Source organism: Streptomyces sp. a15 (assembly GCF_059026085.1).
This window is the reverse complement of the sequence record NZ_JBWLKM010000015.1, coordinates 47,462-65,939: the sequence shown is the minus strand read 5'-3', so window position 1 is coordinate 65,939 and position 18,478 is coordinate 47,462. Positions and strand designations below refer to the sequence as shown.

17 protein-coding genes and 2 pseudogenes are annotated in these 18,478 nt (G+C 71.0%); 10 read left to right on the top strand and 9 right to left on the bottom strand.

The window, feature by feature from the left end:
- Positions 1-243: 243 nt before the first annotated feature.
- From AC5P09_RS17995 to AC5P09_RS17985, 3 genes are all read left to right on the top strand, one after another.
- Positions 244-903, top strand: a complete 660-nt coding sequence (locus AC5P09_RS17995; RefSeq protein ID WP_307680173.1) for a response regulator transcription factor — start codon at positions 244-246, stop codon at positions 901-903.
- 270 nt (positions 904-1,173) lie between these two features.
- Positions 1,174-3,099, top strand: a complete 1,926-nt coding sequence (locus AC5P09_RS17990; RefSeq protein ID WP_493874883.1) for a 2-oxoacid:acceptor oxidoreductase subunit alpha — start codon at positions 1,174-1,176, stop codon at positions 3,097-3,099.
- Entirely contained in the window at positions 3,092-4,189 is a 1,098-nt protein-coding gene (locus AC5P09_RS17985) for a 2-oxoacid:ferredoxin oxidoreductase subunit beta (protein WP_493874882.1), read from the top strand. The genes AC5P09_RS17990 and AC5P09_RS17985 overlap by 8 nt, the downstream gene beginning before the upstream one ends.
- A 58-nt stretch (positions 4,190-4,247) precedes the next feature.
- Here AC5P09_RS17985 and AC5P09_RS17980 read toward each other — a convergent pair whose 3' ends face one another.
- The 3 genes from AC5P09_RS17980 to AC5P09_RS17970 form a co-directional block, all read right to left on the bottom strand.
- Entirely contained in the window at positions 4,248-4,487 is a 240-nt protein-coding gene (locus AC5P09_RS17980) for a hypothetical protein (RefSeq protein ID WP_307680172.1), read from the bottom strand.
- A gap of 131 nt (positions 4,488-4,618) precedes the next feature.
- On the bottom strand, positions 4,619-5,188 hold the full coding sequence (locus tag AC5P09_RS17975; RefSeq protein WP_493874881.1) for a DUF6082 family protein: 570 nt from the start codon (positions 5,186-5,188) through the stop codon (positions 4,619-4,621).
- 232 nt (positions 5,189-5,420) lie between these two features.
- On the bottom strand, positions 5,421-5,828 hold the full coding sequence (locus tag AC5P09_RS17970; protein ID WP_493874880.1) for a winged helix-turn-helix transcriptional regulator: 408 nt from the start codon (positions 5,826-5,828) through the stop codon (positions 5,421-5,423).
- A gap of 94 nt (positions 5,829-5,922) precedes the next feature.
- Between AC5P09_RS17970 and AC5P09_RS17965 the strand changes: the two genes are divergently transcribed.
- Both AC5P09_RS17965 and rarD read left to right on the top strand, forming a co-directional pair.
- Positions 5,923-6,777, top strand: coding sequence for an SDR family oxidoreductase (locus AC5P09_RS17965; protein ID WP_493874879.1), 855 nt, complete (start codon positions 5,923-5,925; stop codon positions 6,775-6,777).
- A 185-nt stretch (positions 6,778-6,962) separates the two neighbouring features.
- Positions 6,963-7,976 (top strand): EamA family transporter RarD, encoded by a 1,014-nt coding sequence (gene rarD, locus AC5P09_RS17960; protein ID WP_493874878.1) that lies wholly within the window; start codon positions 6,963-6,965, stop codon positions 7,974-7,976.
- A gap of 80 nt (positions 7,977-8,056) precedes the next feature.
- Here rarD and AC5P09_RS17955 read toward each other — a convergent pair.
- Positions 8,057-9,136: pseudogene (locus AC5P09_RS17955) on the bottom strand (MFS transporter); the annotation flags it as partial.
- A gap of 163 nt (positions 9,137-9,299) precedes the next feature.
- Between AC5P09_RS17955 and AC5P09_RS17950 the strand changes: the two are divergent.
- On the top strand, positions 9,300-9,743 hold the full coding sequence (locus AC5P09_RS17950; protein WP_493874877.1) for a winged helix-turn-helix transcriptional regulator: 444 nt from the start codon (positions 9,300-9,302) through the stop codon (positions 9,741-9,743).
- On the opposite strand, the pseudogene AC5P09_RS17945 reads toward AC5P09_RS17950, so the two are convergent.
- Positions 9,736-10,187 (bottom strand): annotated as a pseudogene (locus AC5P09_RS17945) (CGNR zinc finger domain-containing protein); the annotation flags it as partial. The gene AC5P09_RS17950 and the pseudogene AC5P09_RS17945 overlap by 8 nt on opposite strands.
- 23 nt (positions 10,188-10,210) lie before the next feature.
- On the opposite strand from AC5P09_RS17945, the gene AC5P09_RS17940 reads away from it, so the two are divergent.
- A complete protein-coding gene (locus AC5P09_RS17940; protein WP_493874876.1) occupies positions 10,211-10,678 on the top strand; it encodes a VOC family protein in 468 nt (155 codons plus the stop codon).
- Positions 10,679-10,728: 50 nt separating this feature from the next.
- On the opposite strand, the gene AC5P09_RS17935 is transcribed toward AC5P09_RS17940, so the two are convergent.
- On the bottom strand, positions 10,729-12,489 hold the full coding sequence (locus AC5P09_RS17935) for a tetratricopeptide repeat protein (protein WP_493874875.1): 1,761 nt from the start codon (positions 12,487-12,489) through the stop codon (positions 10,729-10,731).
- Between the two features lie 277 nt (positions 12,490-12,766).
- Between AC5P09_RS17935 and AC5P09_RS17930 the strand changes: the two genes are divergently transcribed.
- The 3 genes from AC5P09_RS17930 to AC5P09_RS17920 all read left to right on the top strand — a co-directional run bounded on the left by AC5P09_RS17930 (position 12,767) and on the right by AC5P09_RS17920 (position 15,249).
- Positions 12,767-13,306 carry a DUF6668 family protein gene (locus AC5P09_RS17930; RefSeq protein WP_493874874.1) on the top strand — a complete coding sequence of 180 codons (540 nt, stop codon included), beginning with the start codon at positions 12,767-12,769 and terminating at the stop codon, positions 13,304-13,306.
- 73 nt (positions 13,307-13,379) lie between these two features.
- On the top strand, positions 13,380-14,603 hold the full coding sequence (locus tag AC5P09_RS17925) for an amidase family protein (RefSeq protein WP_493874873.1): 1,224 nt from the start codon (positions 13,380-13,382) through the stop codon (positions 14,601-14,603).
- 61 nt (positions 14,604-14,664) lie between these two features.
- Positions 14,665-15,249: a flavodoxin family protein gene (locus AC5P09_RS17920; protein ID WP_493874872.1), complete on the top strand. Its 585-nt coding sequence runs from the start codon at positions 14,665-14,667 to the stop codon at positions 15,247-15,249.
- A 38-nt stretch (positions 15,250-15,287) separates the two neighbouring features.
- Here the strand turns inward: AC5P09_RS17920 and AC5P09_RS17915 are convergent, their stop codons facing one another.
- Genes AC5P09_RS17915 through AC5P09_RS17905 form a run of 3 tightly spaced genes read right to left on the bottom strand, consistent with a single transcriptional unit; the run spans position 15,288 to position 18,397 of the window.
- Positions 15,288-16,190, bottom strand: a complete 903-nt coding sequence (locus AC5P09_RS17915; RefSeq protein WP_493874871.1) for an ABC transporter permease — start codon at positions 16,188-16,190, stop codon at positions 15,288-15,290.
- Positions 16,177-17,160, bottom strand: a complete 984-nt coding sequence (locus tag AC5P09_RS17910) for an ABC transporter ATP-binding protein (protein ID WP_406494635.1) — start codon at positions 17,158-17,160, stop codon at positions 16,177-16,179. The genes AC5P09_RS17915 and AC5P09_RS17910 overlap by 14 nt, the downstream gene beginning before the upstream one ends.
- A 10-nt stretch (positions 17,161-17,170) precedes the next feature.
- Positions 17,171-18,397 carry a LolA family protein gene (locus tag AC5P09_RS17905; RefSeq protein WP_493874870.1) on the bottom strand — a complete coding sequence of 409 codons (1,227 nt, stop codon included), beginning with the start codon at positions 18,395-18,397 and terminating at the stop codon, positions 17,171-17,173.
- Positions 18,398-18,478 lie beyond the last annotated feature (81 nt).

Sequence of the window (18,478 nt, the reverse complement as noted above, 5' to 3'; positions counted from 1 at the left end):
GGGGCTCTGCCCCTTCGACCCCGCCAGGGGGTTCCGCCCCCTGGACCCCCGTCGGCCTGGACGGCCTCGTCCTCAAACGCCGGACGGGCTGGATGGCTCATACATGCCCTTGTGATTCCCTTTGGTTCCCGATGATTCCCGTTGGCCGGGCCCGCCCGGGTCCGAATGCTGGAATGCTGGGCCTTGTCGTCCGGGCGGGCGTGGAGTCGGGGCTGTGGGGGGCCGTAGATCGTGGAGGACAGGGTGCGCGTGGTCATCGCCGAGGATTCAGTGCTGCTCAGGGAGGGCCTGACCCGGTTGCTGACCGACCGGGGGCACGATGTCGTCGCCGGGGTGGGTGACGGGGACGCGCTGATCAAGACCATCACCGAGCTGGACGCGGAGGGTGCGCTGCCGGACGTCGTGGTGGCGGACGTACGAATGCCGCCGACGCACACCGACGAGGGGGTACGGGCCGCCGTACAGCTGCGCAAGGCGCACCCCGGACTCGGTGTGCTCGTGCTGTCGCAGTACGTGGAGGAGCGCTACGCCACCGAACTGCTGGCCGGTTCCAGCCACGGGGTCGGCTATCTGCTCAAGGACCGGGTAGCCGAGGTGCGTGAGTTCGTGGACGCGGTGGTACGGGTGGCCCAGGGAGGTACGGCCCTGGACCCCGAGGTCGTCGCGCAGCTGCTGGGGCGCAGCCGCAAGCAGGATGTGCTCGCGGGACTCACCCCCAGGGAGCGTGAGGTCCTGGGGCTGATGGCCGAGGGGCGGACCAACTCCGCGATCGCCCGGCAGTTGGTCGTGAGCGACGGGGCCGTCGAGAAGCACGTCAGCAACATCTTCCTGAAGCTGGGGCTGTCCCCGAGCGACGGCGACCACCGGCGCGTCCTCGCGGTCCTCACCTACTTGAACTCCTGAGAGTCTGACACCCTGTCAGAAATGGGGCGCCCGCTGAGCGGGATGTGCGGGTCCACCGATCCCGAGAACCGAAGAATGAGGGGCAGCGTCTTCAAGGGCAAGCGCTGGGGGCGAGTAAATCGTGACAAGTCGGGGCGTCCAACCATCTCAAAAGCGTGTCCATCATGCGAATGACCCAGGGAAGGCGACCCTTACGGTCGTAGGGTTGATCCTGGGAGGGCCTGCGGGAAGGCCGCTCCCAGACAGCCGCCTCGAGGGAGGTCCAGTTCAGTGACGCAGGTCAGTAGTCCAGCGGAGCAGGCCGACGGAACCGTCGTGGGAGAGCAGCGCAAAGCGGCAGGCGTGAAGGACGTCCGCCGTCTGAACCGGGTCATCATCCGTTTCGCGGGTGACTCGGGTGACGGGATGCAGCTCACCGGTGACCGTTTCACCTCGGAGACGGCATCCTTCGGCAACGACCTGTCGACCTTGCCGAACTTCCCGGCCGAGATCCGGGCCCCCGCCGGCACCCTGCCCGGTGTCTCCTCCTTCCAGCTGCACTTCGCCGACCACGACATCCTCACGCCGGGTGATGCGCCGAATGTGCTGGTCGCGATGAACCCGGCGGCGCTGAAGGCGAACATCGCCGATCTGCCGCGCGGCGCGGAGATCATCGTCAACACGGACGAGTTCACCAAACGGGCGATGGCGAAGGTGGGGTACGCGGCCTCGCCGCTGGAGGACGGGTCCCTCGACGGTTACCAGCTCCATCCGGTCCCCCTGACCACCCTGACCGTCGAGGCCCTCAAGGATTTCGACCTCACTCGCAAAGAGGCCGAGCGCAGCAAGAACATGTTCGCGCTCGGCCTCTTGTCATGGATGTACCACCGGCCGACCGAGGGCACCGAGAAGTTCCTGACCTCGAAGTTCGCCAAGAAGCCGGACATCGCGGCCGCCAACATCGCCGCCTTCCGCGCGGGCTGGAACTTCGGTGAGACGACGGAGGACTTCGCGGTCTCCTACGAGATCGCGCCGGCGACGACGGCGTTCCCGACCGGCACGTACCGGAACATCTCCGGGAACCTGGCGCTGTCCTACGGGCTGGTCGCGGCGTCCCGGCAGGCGGACCTGCCGCTGTTCCTGGGCTCGTACCCGATCACTCCGGCGTCCGACATCCTGCACGAGCTGAGCAAGCACAAGAACTTCGGCGTGCGTACCTTCCAGGCGGAGGACGAGATCGCCGGGATCGGGGCGGCGCTGGGTGCGGCGTTCGGCGGTTCGCTGGCGGTGACGACGACGTCCGGTCCGGGCGTGGCGCTCAAGAGCGAGACGATCGGGCTGGCGGTGTCCTTGGAGCTGCCGCTGCTGGTCATCGACATCCAGCGGGGCGGCCCGTCGACGGGTCTGCCGACCAAGACCGAGCAGGCGGACCTGCTGCAGGCGATGTACGGGCGCAACGGTGAGGCGCCGGTGCCGATCGTCGCGCCGCGTACGCCGGCCGACTGCTTCGACGCGGCCTTGGAAGCGGCCCGGATCGCGCTGACCTACCGCACGCCCGTCTTCCTGCTCTCCGACGGCTATCTGGCCAACGGCTCCGAACCCTGGCGCATCCCCGACCTCGACGAGCTCCCCGACCTGCGGGTGCAGTTCGCCCAGGGCCCCAACCACACCCTCGACGACGGCACCGAGGTGTTCTGGCCGTACAAGCGCGACCCGCAGACCCTGGCCCGCCCATGGGCGATCCCGGGCACGCCGGGCCTGGAGCACCGGATCGGCGGCATCGAGAAACAGGACGGCTCGGGCAACATCTCCTACGACCCGGCCAACCACGACTTCATGGTCCGCACCCGGCAGGCCAAGATCGACGGCATCGACGTACCGGACGTGGAGGTCGACGACCCGCACGGCGCGCGCACCCTGGTGCTGGGCTGGGGCTCCACGTACGGGCCGATCACGGCGGCGGTACGGCGGCTGCGCACCGCCGGCGAGGCCATCGCGCAGGCCCATCTGCGCCACCTCAACCCCTTCCCGGGCAATCTCGGCGCCGTCCTTGAGGGCTACGACAAGGTGGTGGTCCCCGAGATGAACCTCGGCCAGCTCGCCGCCCTGGTCCGGGCGAAGTACCTGGTCGACGCCCACTCCTACAACCAGGTCAACGGCATGCCGTTCAAGGCAGAACAGCTCGCCACGGCTCTGAAGGAGGCCATCGATGGCTGAGACGTCCACGGAAGGCACGGGCACGATCGAGGCGCTTTCGCTCGTCCCCAAGGCCGAGGCCCGCCAGTCCATGAAGGACTTCAAGTCCGATCAGGAAGTGCGCTGGTGCCCCGGCTGCGGTGACTACGCCATCCTCGCCGCGGTCCAGGGCTTCATGCCCGAGCTGGGCCTGGCGAAGGAGAACATCGTCTTCGTCTCGGGCATCGGCTGCTCGTCCCGCTTCCCGTACTACATGAACACCTACGGCATGCACTCCATCCACGGCCGTGCCCCCGCCATCGCGACCGGCCTGGCCTCCAGCCGCCGGGACCTGTCGGTGTGGGTGGTCACGGGTGACGGGGATGCGCTGTCGATCGGCGGCAACCACCTCATCCACGCCCTGCGCCGCAACGTCAACCTGAAGATCCTGCTGTTCAACAACCGGATCTACGGCCTGACCAAGGGCCAGTACTCGCCCACCTCCGAGGTCGGCAAGATCACCAAGTCGACGCCGATGGGCTCCCTGGACGCCCCGTTCAACCCGGTGTCCCTGGCGCTCGGCGCGGAAGCCTCCTTCGTGGCCCGGACGATCGACTCCGACCGCAAGCACCTCACCGAGGTCCTGCGCCAGGCCGCCGCCCATCCCGGCACCGCGCTGATCGAGATCTACCAGAACTGCAACATCTTCAACGACGGCGCCTTCGAGGCACTGAAGGCTGCATCCAATGCAAAGACAGGGCAGCAGGCCGAGGAGGCCGTGATCCGCCTGGAGCACGGGAAGCCCATCCGCTTCGGCCCCGACGGCACCCGCGGCGTCGTACGCGACCCGTCGACCGGCGACCTGAAGGTGATCACGGTGACCCCGGACAACGAGGCGGACGTACTGGTCCACGACGCCCACGCCACGTCCCCCACCACCGCCTTCGCCCTCTCCCGCCTGGCCGACCCGGACACCCTCCACCACACCCCCGTCGGGGTGCTCCGCTCCGTGGAGCGACCGGTGTACGACACCCAGATGACGGACCAGCTCGACACCGCGATCGAGCAGAACGGCAAGGGCGACCTGGGAGCGCTGCTGGCCGGCGGGGACACCTGGACGGTCGTGGGCTGACCTGCGTCCGACGTCCCAGGGCCCGGTGCCGTACGTCACGGCGCCGGGCCCTGTGACGTCATGCGTCAGGGATGTCCTTCTTGGCGCGGATCAGGGTCTCGCGGGTGATGACGACGATGCGCTCGTGGTCTGCGCGGGAGGCGTCCGGGGGGAGGTGGGGTTCCAGGGCGGCGGTGGCTTCGGTGCCGATGACCGCGAAATCACCGTCCGTAAGTTCGAAGAGGTCAGGGCAGGACTCACCGGACAGACTTCCCCTCTGCTGGGGGGTGGCGCCCAGGCGACGGGCGATACGGGCGATACGGGCAGGCAACCGGTCATTACGCACCGTGAAGCTCTAACCGAACAACCTGCCCATCACGCACAAGTACACCCGTGCGCCGTCCCTTGTCCGACCACTCGGGCGCATGAGTCAGCCGCACGGCGCACACCTCAGTCGCACGGCGCGTCCGGCGCAGTGGGCCCCGGCCCCACGATCCACCACTCGTCAGGGTCGTCGGCCAACTCGTCCAGAAGGATGTCCACCGCCTCGCCGATACGTTTCTCCAGCGAGCCGGCCTTGAGGCTGCGCCGGTGCTCGACCGTGCGTGACCAGAACTCCCGGAAGAGATCGCTGCGGCACTGCATCCGCAGGTGGCCCAGCAGCTCGTCCTGGTCGACGATGCCGACTCTGTGGGCGAGCAGGACCGTCTGGTAGGCGCGGTTGGCGAAGAGCATCTGCCGGCGCTTCGCCTCGGAGATCCCGTCGAGGGTGCTCAGAACCGCGGCGAACGACGGGTCGTCGATGGCACGGTCCCATTGGTCCATCATCAGGCGGTGGTGCTGAAGCAGGTTGGCGCGATGCAGCTCCGCGGTCATCCCGGCGACTTGACGGACGAGTTCGAGCAGGAGTTCCTCGTGTCGTCGATGACGGCCGCCGCGCACGAAGGGAGCCCTCATTCGACCCAGCCCCGCCACCACGGCGGAGCCGACCCTGTGCGCGGCCAAATTCCGTGTGCCCATGTCAAGGCATCCCCCTGGATCCGGTTACCGTGCGCCGATATTGATGGCATCGCAGGCCGGTGCACAGTAGGCGTGGCACTCCGCGTTCCAGCGTGCCCTGCGGCTCAAGGCGGCGTGGGAGGCGGAGGGAGGGCGCATTGGAGGACGTGAGGCTCACATCGACCGGCGCCCTGCCATACGTGTGCCCCGCGGGCGCCGCCCGCATACGTTCGTTCGACCCTCGCCGGACGCGTCAGCCCTGCTCAGACGCCATCTTCCGCGCGTCGTACACCTCCCGCGCCTTCCGTACCTCCCCCATCCGCGCGTCGGTCCACACCGCCAGCGCCCGCACCTGTACGGCCGCCTCGCGACCCAGGCCGGTGAGGGAGTAGTCGACCCTCGGCGGGATGACCGGCTTGGCGTCGCGGTGGACGAGGCCGTCGCGTTCCAGGGTCTGGAGGGTCTGGGTGAGCATCTTCTCGCTGACGCGGCCGATGGCCCGGCGCAGCTCGCTGAACCGGTAGGGGCGGTCGAGGAGCTGGATCAGGACCAGGACACCCCAGCGGCTGGTGACGTGTTCCAGGACCAGGCGGTGCGGGCACATCTCCTCGGCGACCAACGGACCCGTCGACGGGACGCTCACCTCATTGCTTACTGCCATGCCAGTACCTTACTTCAAAGTGGGTACTTTCGCAGAGTTAGCGCACACCCTATGGTTAGCGGCAGAGACGCACCCCACAAGGAGATCGCAGATCATGAGCATCGTTGTCACCGGAGCCACCGGAAACCTGGGCCGCCACGTCGTGGAGCAGTTGCTGGAGAAGGTCCCGGCCGAGCAGATCACCGCCGTCGTCCGCAACGCGGAGAAGGCCGCCGACTTCGCGGCGCGCGGCGTGAAGATCGCGCTCGCCGACTACAACGCCCCGGCCTCCTTCGACGGGCTGTTCGCGGCCGGTGACAAGGTGCTGCTCATCTCGGGCAACGAGTTCGACAAGGGCCGCGTCCAGCAGCACACGATCGTCATAGACGCCGCGAAGGCGGCCGGAGTGGCGCTGCTCGCCTACACCAGCGCTCCGGGCGCCCTGACCGCCGCGCTCGCCGACGACCACCGTGGCACCGAGGAGGCCCTGACCACCTCCGGTGTGCCGTACGCGCTGCTGCGCAACGGCTGGTACCACGAGAACTACACCGAGAACCTCGCCCCGGTGCTGGAGCACAGTGCGGTCGTCGCCGCCGCCGGTGAGGGCCGGGTCTCCTCCGCCTCGCGCGCCGACTACGCGGCCGCCGCGGTCGCCGTACTGACCGGCGAGGGGCACGAGAACAAGACGTACGAGCTGGGCGGCGACGAGGCGTGGAGCTTCGCGGAGTACGCGGCCGAGCTGAGCCGGCAGACCGGCAAGGAGATCGGCTACTCCGCCGTCCCCACCGACGCCCTCATCGGCATCCTGACCGGCGCCGGGCTGCCGGAGCCGTTCGCCGCGACCCTGGCCGGCGTGGACGCGTCGATCGAGAAGGGCGAGCTGGTCGTGTCCAGCGGCGATCTGTCCCGTCTGGCCGGCCGCCCGACCACGCCGCTCACCGAGGCGATCGCCGTCGCGCTCAAGGGCTGACCCGCACGACGGGGCAGATGAAGCAATGGAGCAGATGAAGCACCCCAGGGCCGGACTCCCCCGGTAGGGCCCTGGGGTCCGGGTCACCCCCGTCTGTCATGACCGTATGCCGATACGGACATGACAGACGGGGGTGCTCGGCGTTACCTTCTTGCAGGCGAGCTGGATGTGAGAAGGAGGGGCCCGTGGCCGGGACGTCGAAGGGCGAGCAGCGCATAGGTCTGCTGAACGGCTTCGCGGCGTACGGGATGTGGGGGCTCGTTCCCCTATTCTGGCCTCTGCTGAAGCCCGCCGGAGCGGTCGAGATCCTCGCCCACCGGATGGTGTGGTCCCTGGCCTTCGTGGCCGTCGCGCTCCTCGTCATCCGGCGCTGGGCCTGGGTCGGTGAGCTGCTGCGGCAGCCGCGCAGGCTCGCGCTGATCACCGTGGCCGCGGCCGTCATCACCGTGAACTGGGGCGTCTACATCTGGTCGGTGAACTCCGGTCACGTCGTCGAGGCCTCGCTCGGCTACTTCATCAACCCGCTGGTCACCATCGCCATGGGCGTCCTGCTCCTGAAGGAGCGGCTGCGGCCCGTGCAGTGGACGGCGGTCGGCGTCTGTCTCGCCGCGGTCCTCGTGCTCACCGTCGGCTACGGCCGCCCGCCGTGGATCTCCCTCACCCTCGCCTTCTCCTTCGCCACGTACGGCCTGGTGAAGAAGAAGGTCAACCTCAGCGGCGTCGAGTCGCTGGCGGCCGAGACCACGATCCAGTTCCTGCCCGCGCTGGGCTATCTGCTGTGGCTCGGCGCGCAGGGCGACTCCACTTTCGCCGACGAGGGCGCGGGCCACGCGACCCTGCTCGCCGCGACCGGCATCGTCACCGCGCTCCCCCTCGTCTGCTTCGGCGCGGCCGCGATCCGTGTGCCCCTGTCCACGCTGGGGCTGCTGCAGTACCTGGCCCCGGTCTTCCAGTTCCTGCTCGGCATTTTCTACTTCCACGAGGCCATGCCGCCCGAGCGCTGGGCCGGGTTCGCGCTGGTCTGGCTGGCGCTGACGCTGCTCACCTGGGACGCCCTGCGCACCGCCCGCCGCTCCGCCCGCACGCTCAGGGCCGAGATGAACAGGCCCAGCGCCACCATCCCGACGGGCACCAGCAGTGCCGTACGGAACGCGGAGAGCGTCGCCTCGGGGCCCGACCCCGTGGATGCCAAGCCGTAGACGGCCGTCACCGCCGAGATCCCGATCGCCGAGCCGAACTGCGTGGCGGTGTGCAGCAGCCCGCTCGCCAGCCCCTGCTCGGACTCGGCGACCCCGTCCGTCGCCGCGATCGCCAGCGGCCCGTATGCCAGCGCGAAGGCCGTGCCCGCGATGATCAGCGTCGGGAACATCGCGACGTACGACCAGTCCATGCCGACCGGCAGGAACAGCCCGTACGCGACGACCGCCAGCACGAAGCCGCCGACGATCACGCGGGTGTTGCCGAAGCGGGCGACCAGTTTCGGGGTGAGGGTCGGGGCGAGCACCGCGTCGCACCCCATGATCACCAGGGCGATCGCCGTCTGGAGCGAGGACCAGCCGCGCAGCTCCTGCAAGTACAGCGTCACCACGAACTGGAAGCCGAAGAAAGCCCCGACGAACAGCAGCGCGCCGAGGTCCGCGCGTACGACGGAGCTCATGCGCAGAATGCCGAGCCGGACCAGCGGGGCGGCCGTCCGGCGCTCCACGGCGACGAACACGGCGGCCAGCAGCAGCGCCGCGAGGGCGGACGCGGCCGTCAACCGCCAGCCGTCCAGGCCGTGTTCCAGGCGTACGACGGTGTAGGCGGCCAGCAGCATGGCGCCGGCGGCGGTGCTCGCGCCGGGGAGGTCGAAGCCACGGCGCCGCCCGACCGGAGCATCCTGCGCCGGCACCACTCGTACGGCCGCCAGCAGCAGCGCGCCCGCCAGCAGCACGGGCGCGAAGAACACCCAGCGCCAGCCGAGCTGGGTGAGCAGGCCGCCGACGACGAGGCCGAGCGAGAAGCCGCCGGCCGCGGTGCCGGCGAAGACCAGCAGGGCCTTGTCGCGCCGCGGGCCCTCCTCGTACGAGGTGGTGATCAGGGACATGGCGGCCGGCGTCATGAACGCGGCGGACACGCCGGTCACGAAGCGGGCGACGACGAGCATCCAGCCCTCGGTGGCGAAGCCGCCGAGCCCCGAGAAGAGCAGGAAGACGGTCAGCCAGATCAGGAACATCCGGCGGCGGCCGAGCAGGTCCGCGGCCCGGCCGCCGAGCAGGGTGAAACCGGCGTACCCGAGGACGTAGGCGCTCATCACCCAGGCCGCCGTGCCGGTCGTCAGGCCGAGGTCGGATCTGATCGACGGGATCGCGATCGCCATCATCGCGACGTCGATGCCCTCCAGGAAGATCGTTCCGCAGAGGACGAGTAACAGCGCCCACGCGCGCGTGCCCATGGCAGTACTCCACATCTAGGGGCGGTTACGGGGATGAGGGTCGGTTCCCTCTTGTAACCGACTTCAGCGTGCGGCAGCATCGACAGACATGGAAGAAGGCACTTCAAAGTCACCGAGTAACTGCGCGGGCACCGTGGACTACGGCGATGCCGACCCCTTCCAGTGGGACACCCGGGAGGACTGCCAGGTACGGCAGATCCTCGACCGGGTGGCCGACAAGTGGTCGCTGCTGGTCATCGCGCTGCTGGAGCACCGGCGGCTCAGGTTCACCGAGCTGCGCCGGGAGATCGACGGGATCAGCCAGCGGATGCTGACCGTGACCCTGCGCTCGCTGGAGCGGGACGGGCTGGTGAAGCGGACGGTCCATCCGGTGGTGCCGCCGCGGGTGGAGTACGAGCTGACGCCGCTGGGCGGGACGCTGCACGCCACGATCCAGTCCCTGGTGAAGTGGACGGAGGTCCACCAGGAGGAGATCGCGGTGGCACGGGCCACGTACGACGTACGGGAGGCGGAGGCCAGCGCTCTTCGGTGACCTGCCGCGAGCGGAAGGCCCGCGCCTTCGCCAGGTTCCCGCAGTGCTCCTTCGCGCACCAGCGGCGGCGGCCGGGCCTGGAGGTGTCCACGCAGAGCAGACGGCAGTTGTCGGAGCCGCACTCGCGGACGCGGTCGGCGTACGGGCCGGTGAAGAGGCCGATCGCGTCCCGGGCGACCGTGGACAGGAGGAAGGTGCCCGTGGCGCCCGGGGTCCGGGTGGCGGTGCCGTCCGGGGCGATGCGCGGAATCAGCGGGGGTTCGGCCGCGGCCGCCTTGACGTTGTCGAGGTGCGCCGACTGGAGCGGGCGGCCGTGGGCACGGTCGGCGGCGAGCAGGAGCAGGGAGTCGCGAAGCTGCCGCGCCTGGGCCACCTCGCTGTCGCTCACGGCGAGTTCGAGTCCGTCCCCAGTCTGTTCCGGCCTGACCAGGCCACGAGGTCCGCGAGCAACCACTATAACTGGTTGTATGACACAGGTCACACCAACGCCGGTCCACTGGAAGCTCGTCATCGACGCCGCCGACCCGCACGCACAGGCCGACTTCTGGGCCGCCGCGCTGAACTACCAAGTCGAGGACCACAGCGCGCTGATCGAGAAGCTGCTGGGCCTCGGGGCCGTACCGGCCGACCTCACCCTCGAGTCGCACGGCCGCCGGGCCTGGCGGGATCTGGCGGGGGTACGGCATCCCGATGACCCCTACGAGCAGGAGAGCGGGGCCGGGCGGGGGCGACGGCTGTTGTTCCAGCGGGTGCCGGAGGCGAAGACGGTCAAGAACCGGGTCCATCTCGATCTGCACCCGGGCGAGGGCCGGCGCGCGGCCGAGGTCGAGCGGCTGACGGGGCTCGGGGCGAGTGCACTGCGGGAGGTGAAGGAAGCGGGGGGTGAATGGGTGGTGATGGCGGATCCGGAGGGGAACGAGTTCTGCGTGCAATGAGCGCGGATCATCTGCGGCGGTGTGGGAGCTGTCGGCGTAGGACCGTCCCCTCAACGGGCGCTCTGAGCGCGTTCGGTCAGGCGGCCCATGCGGGCGCGGGCCTTGTCCAACTGCTCGATGTCGTCGGCGGCGGGGCCGTCCTCGGCCGTGAGCTCGGTCCACAGGCCGATCAACGCGTGGCCCAGTTCCAGGCCCAGCTGGGGGTCGCGTACGGCACGCCAGGCGGTGAACGCGCTCTGGATGTTGCCGTACGCGGCCTCCGCGTCCCGCGTGTGGCGGCGGGCGTGGGCGAGGTCGAGGGAGAGCTGGAAGGAGCGGACCGGGTCGTCCGCCAAGTAGGCGATGTACGCGGCCAGTTCGCGCAGGTGCAGCACCTCGGGGTGCTCCGGCCCCAGCGCCCCGGACGCCTGTGCCAGGGTCCGGTCCGCCAACTCCGCCGCCGCGTCCGTCCGCCCCGCCTTCACGGCCTCGTTGATGTGAGCGAGTGGCTCCGCGAGCAGCGGGGGTGCGGTGCCGTCGCCGGCCGCGACGGTCAGCGGGCCGTCCCCGAGCACGGCTTCGGCGACGGCGTCGAAGCCGCGAGGTGGGGTGGGCTTGGGGTCGGGGTCCGGTGCGGGATCCGGGACGAGGTCGGGGAGGAGGAAGGAGGCGGGCCTGGTAGGGCGTGCGGGTGTGGCGGGGGGTGGGGGTGTGGCGGGGGGCGCGGGCGGAGTGGCCTGCGCGGGTGGAGTGGCATGCGCGGGCGGAGTGGCATGCGCAGGTGGAGTGGCATGCGCGGGCGGGGTGGCCTGCACAGGTGGAGTGGCCTGCGTGGGCGGGGTGGACTGTACGGGCGGGAAGGACTGCGCGGGCGGGGTGGCCTGCTCGCGGGGGGCGGGGTGCCCGGGCGGGGCAGGGGGCGCGGACTCTGTGGGCTCCGGCCTCGCGTCCATCACCGGCGGCGGGCCGAACACGCCGGTCGGCGGGGCGACGGTGCCGGGGGCGTGACCAGGGGGCGGGTCCGGGAGCGAGTGGAGGGGGAAGGTCGGAGGGGAGTACCCGGTCGACGGCGGTTCACCGGCATGGGGGGACTCACCCGCCGGGGACGGCTCGCCGGCCGAGGACGACTCTCCGGCCGAGGACGACTCTCCGGCCGGGGGCGGAAACGCGGGGGCCGCGTCCCCCTGCGGCTCGGGCTCGGCAGCCGCTCCCTGAGGAAGGCCGGGGCCCGCCTCGTCGGCCGGCTCCGCCTCCGGCACCGCCCGCATCCGGAACGTGGGGACCGCGTCCCGCACGGGCTCGTCGACCGGCCGTAGAAGGTGCGTGGGCAGATCGCGCCGGGGCTGCTGCGGCTCGGCGGCGGCCGGGGGGCCGTCGGAGGAAGCCGGCATGCCGGGCGGCACGGGCACCCCGGACCGGTCCGGCTCTCCCGGCACGGGCACACCAGACACCCCAGGTCCACCAGGCTGCTCGGAATCGGCCCCCGCAGAAGACCCCCGCTCCACCGGCGGAGCCATCGGTACCGGGTCTGACGTGAAGTGGCTCGCGCCGTCCGGGTCGACCTGGAGGGGGACGACGTAGCCGATGCGCTCGTCGTGGATCGTGGCGTGGACGGCGTGGCCGGTGCTGAAGGCGATGTGGTGCAGGTGGGTGAGGACGGCCTGCTGGACCTCCTCGCCGGGGGCCGCGACGATCCGTACGTCACCGACCCACGCCGCGCCCGCGCCCGTACCGGACGCCGGGACGTGGACGTCGATCGGCGTCGGCGCGGGGGTGGCCGGGTGCGCGGCGCGCTGCTGGTCCCGCTTCTTGTCGCGGCTGAGTCGAGCCATCGGTTCCCTCACTCGGATGTGTCGGGGAGTCGCCGGACAACGCGTTCGGGTTCCATGGTGCTCCCTCCCGCGTCGGGCTTCCGCACCCTCAGCGCATGATCCGGTCGTACACGTACTGTCGAGTCTCTCCGCTCCCCCACGGTTCTCACGTCACTGCGACGTCACAGACTCGTTCCAGGAACTCATGCCACGTCAGAACACGTGCCCGATGCCGTGCGCGTCACCGGGCAGCAGCGGGTAGCAGGCGGGTGTCGGGGACGGCGAGGAGGAGCGGGACATGGGGACGGACGTACGGAGAGACATACGGAGGGACATACGGCGAGGGCCTGAGATCTGGCTGCGCGGGCCGGTGGCCACACCGGAGGGCTGGCCGCCGGAGCCTGTCCTCGGCGCCGCCGGCCCTCCGCGCCACTCCTTCGTCGGTGCGCACGGCGGGGCCGGCACCTCCACCCTCGCCAGGGTCTACGGCGGCCACGACTGCGGACGCGACTGGCCCGGCCCCGCCGCCCCGCGGTCGGTCCTGCTCGTCGCCCGTACCCACGCGTCCGGACTGAGCGCCGCCCTGCACACCTTGGAGCTCTTCCGGCGCGGCGAGGCTCCGCCCGGCCTCGGCCTCGACGCGGTCGTCCTGGTCGCGGACGCCCCCGGCCGGCTGCCGCGCCCGCTCGCCCAGCGGATCAAGGTGATCGACTCGGCGATCGACGTGCACCGCGTCCCCTGGGTGCCGGCCTGGCGCCTGGGCGACCTGACCGGTACGCCGCCTCGGGAGACGGAGGCGCTGGCCCGCCTGACGGGGGCGGCGGGGCGGTCGCGTTGAGCGGTGGTCCAACTCCAACTCCCTGCTGCCTCACCGGCATTGCCGAGAGTCGGGCATTGCCGAGAATCGCCGTATGACAGCCGCCGTACCAGCCATCCACTCCTTCCTCTCCGAAAACCACTCCTCCCCCTCCGACTTCGCCGCCCTCTCGGCGGAGGAGACCGCCGCCGCCGTACGGTCGCGTGCGCTGTGTGCGGTCGACGTGGTCGCGGGCGCGCTGGAGCGGATCGGGCGGGTGGACCCGGAGTTGTGCGCGTTCGTCGAGGTGTGGGGTGAGGAGGCGCTGCGGCGGGCGGGTGAGGTGGACGCGCGGGTGGCGGCGGGCGAGTGGCTGCCGCTGGCCGGGGTGCCGGTCGGGGTGAAGGGCCGGCACGGGCTGCGTACGGCGGCTCCGCTACTCGCGGCCGGGTGTGTCGCGGTGGGTGCGACGGCCGTGCCCGGTCCCGGAACTCCCTGGCAGACCTGGGGACTTGGCGCCCATGGCCGTACCGTCAACCCGTGGCGGGCCGACCGTACGCCGGGCGGCTCCTCGGCCGGGTCGGCCGCCGCGGTGGCCGCCGGGCTGGTGCCGCTCGCGACCGGGAGCGACGGGGCGGGGTCGGTGCGGATTCCGGCGGCCTGGTGCGGTGTGGTGGGCCTGAAGGTCACGAACGGACGGCTGCCGGCGGCCGACCGCACGGGGCTCACGGCGCCCGGCGTGCTGACCCGGTGCGCGTCGGATGCGGCGGTCTGGTGGCGGGTGGTTTCGGGGGACGCGCCGGCGGAGGGAGCCGCACATGGGGCCGGGGCCGGGGCTACGCCTGCGGCGGGTGGCTCGCCCTCCCCCACCGCCGTCTGGTCGCCCGACCTCGGTTTCGCCGGCCCCGATCTCGACCCGGCCGTCGCGGCGGTCGCCCACGCTGCCGCCGTACGCCTCGCGGAAACCGGTGCCCTGCGGCTCGTACGGCCGTCCGCGCCCCTCCGCCTCGAAGACCCCGCCCCGGCCTGGCTCGCCCTCCGGTCACCCGGCGCGGACCTCGCCTCCGCCCACCGCACCCGCGCGGAGAACGACCGCCGCCTGGCCGCCCTCTTCGCCGACGCGGACCTGCTGCTGACCCCGACGACCCCCACCCTCCCGCACGGCCACGAAGGCCCCGGCGACCGCTACTCCACCGCTCTGACCTGGGCGTTCAACCTGAGCGGGCACCCGGCGGTCAGCATGGCGGCGGGGTTCGGCGGCGACGGGTGTCCGGTCGGGCTCCAGATCGTGGCACCGCACGGGCGGGAGGACCTGTTGCTCCGTACGATTGCGCATTGAATGCGTACGCATATACTGCAAGCGCAAGTAGTCGCCGCACGCCGACCACCTGGGGGACCCCATGGCCCGCCGCTTCCTCTTCGTCCTGGGCAGCAGCCGCACCGAGAGCAACTCCGAGATGCTGGCCCGCGAGGCCGCCGAGCAGCTTCCCGCGGACGTCGAACAGGAGTGGATCAGCCTCGCCGAGCATCCGCTGCCCGACTTCGTTGACCTGCGGCACGACAGCGACCACGTCCGCCCGACGGAGGGCGATGTGGCGCTGCTGCTCGACGCCACGCTCGCGGCGACGGACATCGTGATCGTGTCGCCGCTGTACTGGTACTCGGTCTCCGCACCCGTCAAGCGCTACCTGGACTACTGGTCGGGCTGGCTGCGCACGCCCGGCGTGGACTTCAAGGCCACGCTCGCCGGGCGCACGCTGTGGGGCATCACCGTCCTCGCGCACGAGGAAGAGGAGGTCGCCGATCCGCTGGTCGGCACGCTCAACCACTCGGCCGCGTACATGGGGATGCACTTCGGCGGAGTGCTGCTCGGCAACGGCAGCAGGCCCGGTGACGTACTGAAGGACACCGAGGCCCTGGGCCGCGCCAAGACGTTCTTCGCGCGGGAGACGCCGCTCGCGCGCTTCCCGTACGAGACCGAGTGACCGTACGAGACCGATGACCGTACGAGACCGAGTGACCGCTAGGACGCGATGTCCTTCGTCGTGAACCGCGCCCAGGCCGCCGAGCCGAACACCACCGCGTACAGGGCCTGGAGGCCGAGGTTCTTCACCAGGTCGTCCCAGTAGACGGGCTCGCGCATGAGGTCGGCGAAGGACAGCCAGTAGTGGGAGAAGAAGTACGGCTGGATCGCGTGCAGTTGGGGGATCTGGTCGAGGATCTGGATGGTGATGAGCAGGCCGACCGTGGTCGCCATCGCCGCGATGCCGCTGCTGGTGAGGGTCGACACGAACAGGCCCAGGGCCGCCATGCCCACCAGTGACGCGGCGACGGCCAGGGCGATCAGCAGCGCTCTGCCCAGGCCCTCGGCGAAGCTGATCTGCGTGCCGGAGATGGTCGTCAGGTCGCCCAGGGGGAAGAGCAGCGCCCCGACCGTGAGAGCCGAGACGGCGACCACGAGGGTGGCCAGCAGACAGAAGGCCAGCACGGTCGCGTACTTGGTGAGCAGCAGGCGGGTGCGGCCGGCGGGGGCGACCAGGAGGTAGCGGAGGGTGCCCGCGTTGGCCTCGCCGGCGATCGAGTCGCCCGCGATGACGCCGATGGCCATCGGCAGGAAGAAGGGGAGGGTCGCGGCGAGCGCGGTGAAGACCAGGAACAGGCCGTTGTTGGTGATCTGCGAGATGAACGCCGGACCTGCTCCGCCGCCTCCGCCGCCGGGGCCCGATCCGTCGCCGGTCTCTATCTTCACGGCGATCCCGACCAGGATCGGCACGGCGGCCAGCACGCCGAGGAGGGCGAGGGTGCGCCAGCGGCGGAAGGTGGTCCACATTTCGTTGCGGAGCAACCCGAAGGTCCACAGCACGCTCGGCGTACGGCCAGCCTGAGCCTGCGCCGTCGACGTACGTACGGCCTCAGCCTGCGACATCGAAACCCTCCCCCGTCAGCGCCACGAACGCGTCCTCCAGCGAGGCCCGTTCGACGCCGAAGCCGCGGACACGGACGCCCGCCGTCACCAACGCGGCGTTCACCTCGGCGAGGTCGCGGTCCTGGGGCGGCTCGGCGCTCACCCGGTCCTCGGCGATGACCACGTCGGCCGCGCCCTGCTCCTTCAGTATCCGGGCCGTGTCCGCCGGGTCCGGGGTCGTCACGACGAGCCGGCCGCGGGTGCCCGCCGCCAGGTCGGCCACCGGGCCCTGGGTGATCAGGCGGCCCTGGGCCATCACCGCCGCGTGCGTGCAGACCTGCTCGATCTCGTCGAGGAGGTGGGAGGAGAGGAAGACCGTGGTGCCGTCCGAGGCCAGCTCCCGGATCAGGGAACGGATCTCGCGCATGCCCTGCGGGTCGAGGCCGTTGGTCGGTTCGTCGAGGACGAGCAGCCTGCGCGGCTGGAGGAGCGCCGCGGCGAGGCCGAGCCGCTGCTTCATGCCGAGCGAGTACGCCTTCGCCTTCTTGCCCGCCGCCGCCGCGAGGCCGACCCGGTCCAGGGCCGCCGCGACGCGGGTGCGCCGGGTGCGCGGGTCGGCGGTCGGGTCGGCAGCGTCGTAGCGCAGCAGGTTGTCGCGGCCGGAGAGGAAGCCGTACAGCGCCGGGCCCTCGATGAGCGCGCCCACGTGCGGGAGCACCGCGCGCGCCGAGCGCGGCATGGGCCGGCCCAGCACGCGGGCCGACCCCGAGGTGGGCTCGATGAGGCCCATCAGCATGCGGATGGTGGTGGTCTTGCCCGAGCCGTTCGGACCGAGGAAGCCGAAGACGCTGCCCGCCGGGACGGCCAGGTCGAGACCGTCGACGGCGAGCTGCCCGCCGCGGTAGCGCTTGGTGAGCGCGCGGGTGACGATGACGCCGTCACCCGCGCTCTGCTGCTCCGGTTCCGGCTCCGTGGCCGGCGTTTCGCTCATGGGTGCCTTACTACCCGGCGTTCGCGGCCTTGACCAGGGCGTCCTTGCTGACGGCACCGACGTAGACCTTGCCGTCGTCGGTCATCAGCGCGTTGACCAGGCGGGTCGAGAAGACCGTGCCCGAGCCGAACTTGCCGGTCACCTTGTCGCCGAGGGAGTCGAGGAAGCCGCCCATGTCGCCGCCGACCTGGGAGCCGGAGGGCATGCCCTCGCCGCCGGTGTCGAAGGTGGCGACGGAGTTCCAGCCCTCGCCGATGACCTTGAGGCCGTCGAGGCCCTTGCCGAGGTCCTCCTCGGGCTTCGCGCCCGCGCCGTCGTGCGCACCGTGCTCGCCGTGCGCGCCCTTCTCGATGGTCTCGCCCTCGGTGACCTTCGCGCCCTTGGGCGGCGTGAAGTCGAACGCGGACGCGGCCGGCTTGGCGAAGCTGACCTGGGTGAAACCGGCGTCGATGACGGCGGCGCCGCCGCTCGCCGGGGTCAGCGTGAACTTCAGCGGCAGCCCGGTCTTCGAGTCGACGGCCATGGTGATCTGGCCGACCGTGGACCCGGAGTCCTTGGGCTTGATGACGAGCCGGTAGGCGTCGCGGCCCGCGACCTGCGCGGTGCCGTCGACGGTCACGGAGGTGGTGTCGTCGACCGCCTTCAGGGCCTCCTCGGCCATGTCCTTCGGCGTGGCCGGGACGTCCTGCCCCTTCTCGGCCTTGCCGCTGTCGGAGGTGGTCGAGTGGTAGACCTCATTGGACTTGCTGTCGTAGCCCCAGACGTCCTTGCCGTCGTGGATCACGCTGTACTCGGAGCCGCTCTCCAGGAGCGACAGCTTCTGCCTGTCCGGGCCGTCGGCCGCGACCCGCAGGGTGTGCGTGCCGGTCGCGAGTTCGGTGAGCTTGGCGGACGGGTCGGCGGAGGAGCCGCCCTCGCCCGAGTCCATGGCGCCGGAGGTCAGGCTGCTCTCCAGACCGCCGAGGTCGGGCAGTCCGAGATCCGTGCTGATCTTCACTGTGCCGGACAGCTGCTCCACGTCCGACGCGGCGATCTTCTCGATGAGTTCCTGTGCGCTGACCTTCGGCAGGTCGGGGTCGCCGGAGTCGGCGAGCGCCGGGACGAGCCCGATGGTCGCCGCCGCCACCCCTATCACCGCGACCGGGACGACGTACCGAGCGGCCTTGCGCCGCCGCGCCGCGCGCAGCTCGTCGAGCTCCGCGGCGGTCGTGCTGTCGTCGGTTTCGATCGGTGCCATGTGTGCCTTACCTCCGTCGTCGGCGGCGGCTGGTCCAACTCCCGTACGTCAACCCCGTAGCCGCCATTCTCACCCGAATCG